Source organism: Paenibacillus sp. Aloe-11 (assembly GCF_000245715.1).
Classification (GTDB): Bacteria; Bacillota; Bacilli; order Paenibacillales; family Paenibacillaceae; genus Paenibacillus; species Paenibacillus kribbensis.
The window spans coordinates 737145-741545 of the sequence record NZ_JH601050.1 but is presented as its reverse complement, the minus strand read 5'-3'; the positions used below and the strand labels follow the sequence as shown (position 1 = coordinate 741545).

Sequence of the window (4401 nt, the reverse complement as noted above, 5' to 3'; positions counted from 1 at the left end):
ATGTCATGGCTCCAGAAGCCAAAGCCGCTCAAGCCAAGCGATAGGCCGCCCCGCAGTGATTCTGCCATCGACTCATATGTCGACGAGCAGTCGCCGCCCCAGTGAACCGGAAATTGTTGTCCCCCGGCTGTAGCAGAACGCGCAAATAACGCCGCTTCATTTTTACCCAGTTTTTCCTCCAATACATCAAAAACAGCCTTGTTGTACAAATGTGTATAATAATTATGCATTTTTATCGGATCGGAGCCATCATAATAAACCACATCCGTAGGAATACGCTCGCCAAAGTCGGTTTTGAAGCAATCCACGCCCTGATCCAGCAGCCCCTTCAGCTTATCCTGATACCAGGCCACTGCAGCCGGGTTCGTGAAGTCAACCAGCGCCATTCCCGCCTGCCACATATCCCATTGCCAAACGCCGCCATCGGCGGTTTTGACCAGATAGCCGTTCTCCATGCCTTCATCGAACAAAATGGATTTTTCCGCAATATACGGGTTGATCCATGCACAAATTTTGAGGCCCTTCGCTTTCAATCGTTGCAGCATGCCTTCCGGGTCTGGGAACATATCTTGATCCCACTGGAAATCGCACCATTGGTATTCCTTCATCCAGAAGCAGTCAAAATGGAAGACCGAGAGTGGCAAATCCCGCTCCGCCATTCCGTCTACAAAATGATTCACTGTCGCTTCATCATAATCTGTCGTGAACGAAGTCGTCAGCCACAAACCAAAGGTCCAGGCTGGCGGCAACGCGGGTTTCCCCGTCAGCTTGGTGTAATTATCCAGCACCTCTTTAGGATTGGCTCCGCCAATAATAAAATACTCCAACGATTCGCCAGCGACGCTAAACTGTACCTTCGAGACATTTTCCGATGCGATCTCATACGATACCTTTTCCGGGTGGTTGACGAACACACCATACCCTTTGTTGGACAGATAAAATGGGATATTTTTGTACGCCTGCTCACTGCTCGTGCCGCCGTCTTCATTCCATATATCGACTACTTGTCCGTTTTTCACAAACGGAGTGAACCGCTCCCCAAGGCCGTATATATACTCCCCGATTCCCAGTTCCAGCTGTTCCCGGAAAAAAGGCTGCTCCTGCGGGTCTGTAATATAGCCAGGTCCTCGATGTCCACTGCCTGTGATTTTGCGATCCCCCACATAAAAGCCTACGTCCCAGCTCTTGCCACGCCCGACCCGCACGCTCAAGTCGCCGCTTTTCAACACTGCTGCGTTCTCATCGACCGTAATGTCCACTTCTGTCGGCAAGGTATGAATCTCAAAATCCGGTCCATGATGGACCCGTCCTTTATGGTGGTTCAGACGCACCCGAATAACATTCGGCATGGGCGAGCTATAGGTCACTTTCAGCAATGCTCCATTCAGTGTATCTCCTTTATGCTCGATCCGGTGGGTCGCCGCGTATACCGTCATGGAAGCATCATCCGTCACAATATCACGGATTTCAGTAGGATTTTGTATTTCATAGCCCTTGCGAACCAACCAATAGCCATCTGTAAATTTCATCTGTTTGTTCCTCCGTCCTCATCTTTAAAATTGTTGACTTCCAATCACCTGTTGGATTTTTTCGAAATCCTTACTATAATAATATTGATTTATGTAAGGGTTTACTTCTTTTATTTTGACGTTTTGTATCAATATTTTGATATTTGAGGATTTTACAAAAATCCGGATTCCGTTATAAATCAATGAACAGCATAGGAGGGATTGAATTGAAAAGGGAAATGCTGCGGGAAAACCGCATTCACGGCAATCCCATGTATCCAGTCAGCGTGTATCCGAGCGTAGAGCAGTTGAACGGAAACAGCGTGCTGGAGTCCCATTGGCATGAGGAAATGGAGTTTATTCTCGTGGAACAGGGCAGTGCCATATTTCAAACGGATATGATGTATACGGAGGTTTGCGAAGGCGAGGCCCTTTTTGTCAATAGTGGCGAGCTTCATGCAGGATATTTGAAAAAAAGTCCCCGCTGCGTATTCTCTGCTGTGGTGTTTCACCCAAACTTGCTGCACAGCCGCACACAGGATACAGTGCAGACGCAGTTCATTGATCCATTGATCAGCAAAAAGCTTGTCCCTCCTGCCCACATTCGTGGTGTAAAGCCTTGGGAACAGGAGGTGCTGACCGCGTTGCGGCGTATCATCACCAGCCATGAGCAGAATACACCTGCCCGTGAGCTGACGACCAAAGCACAGCTGTACAGCATGATCGCCAGCCTGTATCCACATATGAGACCTGCTAACGGAGAGGACGTCATCATGGCAGGTCAACGCAGCAAGGTTGAACGGATCAAAAAAGCGCTGGCGTACATCAACACTCATGCCCATGAACCCATTCGTTTGCGGGAGATCGCTGATGAGATCGGGATGAGTGAGGGACATTTTTGCCGTTTCTTCAAGCAAATGGTGCAGAAAAGCCCGGTTGAATATATTAATTATCATCGGGTTCAGAAGGCTTGCAGGCTGCTGGAGCAAAGTGACCGCAAGGTGGTCGATATTGCGCTCGACGTAGGCTTCGACAATCTGAGCTATTTTATTGCGACCTTTAAAAAATGGAACGGTCTGACTCCTTCGCAATACCGCAAGCAGCACGAAACAGATCAGACATTTACGGTAGCTCCCTACGTAACAGACATGAATGAAGCCAGCGCAAAAAGGTAAAAATTGAATTTAAAAGTCACCTCTCGTGCCACTCCGCAGGCAGATGGTGCTTCCCATCGCCACCGCCCCCGGATTTCTTGAATTAAGTGTATAACCAGGGGAGAAATCCGGGGACAAAAGCGACCGCTTCGCTTGTACAGCACCATTCTGCCTACTTCGTTTTTGTGTTCATTTTTCCACCTGCAATACTTCTGACTCATAGGACCGGAAAGCATTTTCCATACCCATAATCACATCTTTAATCTTCATGTACCCCTTGGTATACGGCTGGGAGTCGCGAATTTCCTCCCACATATAGTGATATTGCTTCATGTCTTCTGTTTCGCATACGACAAAATCGGTATAGTCCTTTCCTGGCAGCGCTTCTGCATCAAAAAAACGAACCTGAACATGCTTGCTATATTTTTGAATGGTAGCTTGCAAGGCTCCCGCATGCTGCCGCCGTTCTTCCCGGGGCAAAGCCAACCAGGAAGGGTAAAATTCCAATAATACAACCATCATATACCGCATATGCCTGTCTCCTTTTTGGTAAAGCTGGAATGAATGTATCGTTATTGTACGCTGCTACCTGCAAATCCGCATTAACATAGGTTAATGGGGATCGCTACGGAGCAATCGACTAAGGGATACAGGAGATATACCTATGTAGGAAGCGATTTGATACTGTGCAATTCGCTTGTCCAATCCGGGGTATTTGAGAAGAAAAGCATGATAACGCTCCTTAGCGGAAAGATACAATAATTCGCGTTCCCGTTCCTCTTTTCGAATATAAAGTCTTTCTACACTTTTACGCACAAATCTTTCCCACATATGGCTTGTATCCATAAGCTCTGTCAGTACGTTATAGGGAATTTCAATCACAACCGAATCCTCCATAGCCTCGATTGTAAAGGTCGATGCTTCCCCTTTGACCATAGCTCCGTAAGAAGTCACGTAATCGTCTTCTGGTGAAAAACCAACATTATATTCTCTGCCATCCGCCAAGGTATAGAACAAACGAAATAGCCCCTCTGAACAAAAATAAGCATGCTTCACAGGTTCACCCGCTTCAATAAGATACATTCCCTGCTGTACATGCCTCACATGAGTTCGTTCTACAAATCTATCCCAATCTTCCCCGGTAATCGAGGCTTGATGAGCCATTTTTTCTAATGAACGATAATACGGAACCATCTGCCCACCGCTCCCCACATAGGTATAAAAGAATCGAAGATACCCGTTTTCACTTTATATACAGAAAACAGGGGCTATCCCTCAGGTCTTAACAGACCTTGTTAGGACAACCCCCGCAAGCGTATATGATCAGGCTTCCGCTGCGTCCTCTTCCACGAAAAGAGACACCTTGCGGATCCCATCCGCTCCAATCACGACCAGTCCCTGATCCGACAAGCGGATCTCAGGGATGACGACCAGCGCGAGCAGTGACAGTGTCATCAGCGCGTTGTTCAGCATGCAGCCGGCTTGCTGAAGTGCCCGGCTAATGCTCTCGGACTGCGCAGCCACCTCTGCAAACGGGGCTGGGGACATCAGCCCCGCGATAGGCAGCGGGAAGCGCGTCTCGCCCAAGGCGGATACGACCACCACGCCGCCACGCATGGCGACGGCCTGCTTTGCCGCCTGGGTCATAAGCTCGTCATCATTGCCAATGACGAGCAGGTTGTGGCTATCATGCGCCACGGTCATGGCAATCGCGGCCGGCTCGGTGAAGCCGACGCCGG

5 protein-coding genes are annotated in these 4401 nt (G+C 48.6%); 1 reads left to right on the top strand and 4 read right to left on the bottom strand.

Annotated elements, in window-relative coordinates; translation table 11 throughout:
- The coding region (gene yicI, locus WG8_RS09470; RefSeq protein ID WP_007429923.1) for an alpha-xylosidase at positions 1–1529 on the bottom strand (1529 nt) is incomplete at its 3' end.
- A gap of 206 nt (positions 1530–1735) precedes the next feature.
- Here yicI and WG8_RS09465 point away from each other — a divergent pair.
- Positions 1736–2683 (top strand): AraC family transcriptional regulator, encoded by a 948-nt coding sequence (locus WG8_RS09465; RefSeq protein WP_007429922.1) that lies wholly within the window; start codon positions 1736–1738, stop codon positions 2681–2683.
- A 168-nt stretch (positions 2684–2851) separates the two neighbouring features.
- Here WG8_RS09465 and WG8_RS09460 read toward each other — a convergent pair whose 3' ends face one another.
- The 3 genes from WG8_RS09460 to WG8_RS28245 form a co-directional block, all read right to left on the bottom strand.
- Complete coding sequence (locus WG8_RS09460) at positions 2852–3193, bottom strand: darcynin family protein (protein WP_007429921.1); 342 nt, start codon at positions 3191–3193, stop codon at positions 2852–2854.
- Between the two features lie 81 nt (positions 3194–3274).
- Complete coding sequence (locus tag WG8_RS09455; RefSeq protein WP_007429920.1) at positions 3275–3856, bottom strand: Crp/Fnr family transcriptional regulator; 582 nt, start codon at positions 3854–3856, stop codon at positions 3275–3277.
- A 129-nt stretch (positions 3857–3985) separates the two neighbouring features.
- A partial coding sequence (locus WG8_RS28245; RefSeq protein ID WP_007429919.1) for an adenine deaminase C-terminal domain-containing protein occupies positions 3986–4401 on the bottom strand: 416 nt, incomplete at its 5' end.

Coding starts and splice junctions, on each gene's coding strand:
- WG8_RS09455 (WP_007429920.1), bottom strand. CDS start 3,856: ATGGTTCCGTATTATCGTTCATTAGAAAAAATGGCTCATCAAGCCTCG.
- WG8_RS09460 (WP_007429921.1), bottom strand. CDS start 3,193: ATGCGGTATATGATGGTTGTATTATTGGAATTTTACCCTTCCTGGTTG.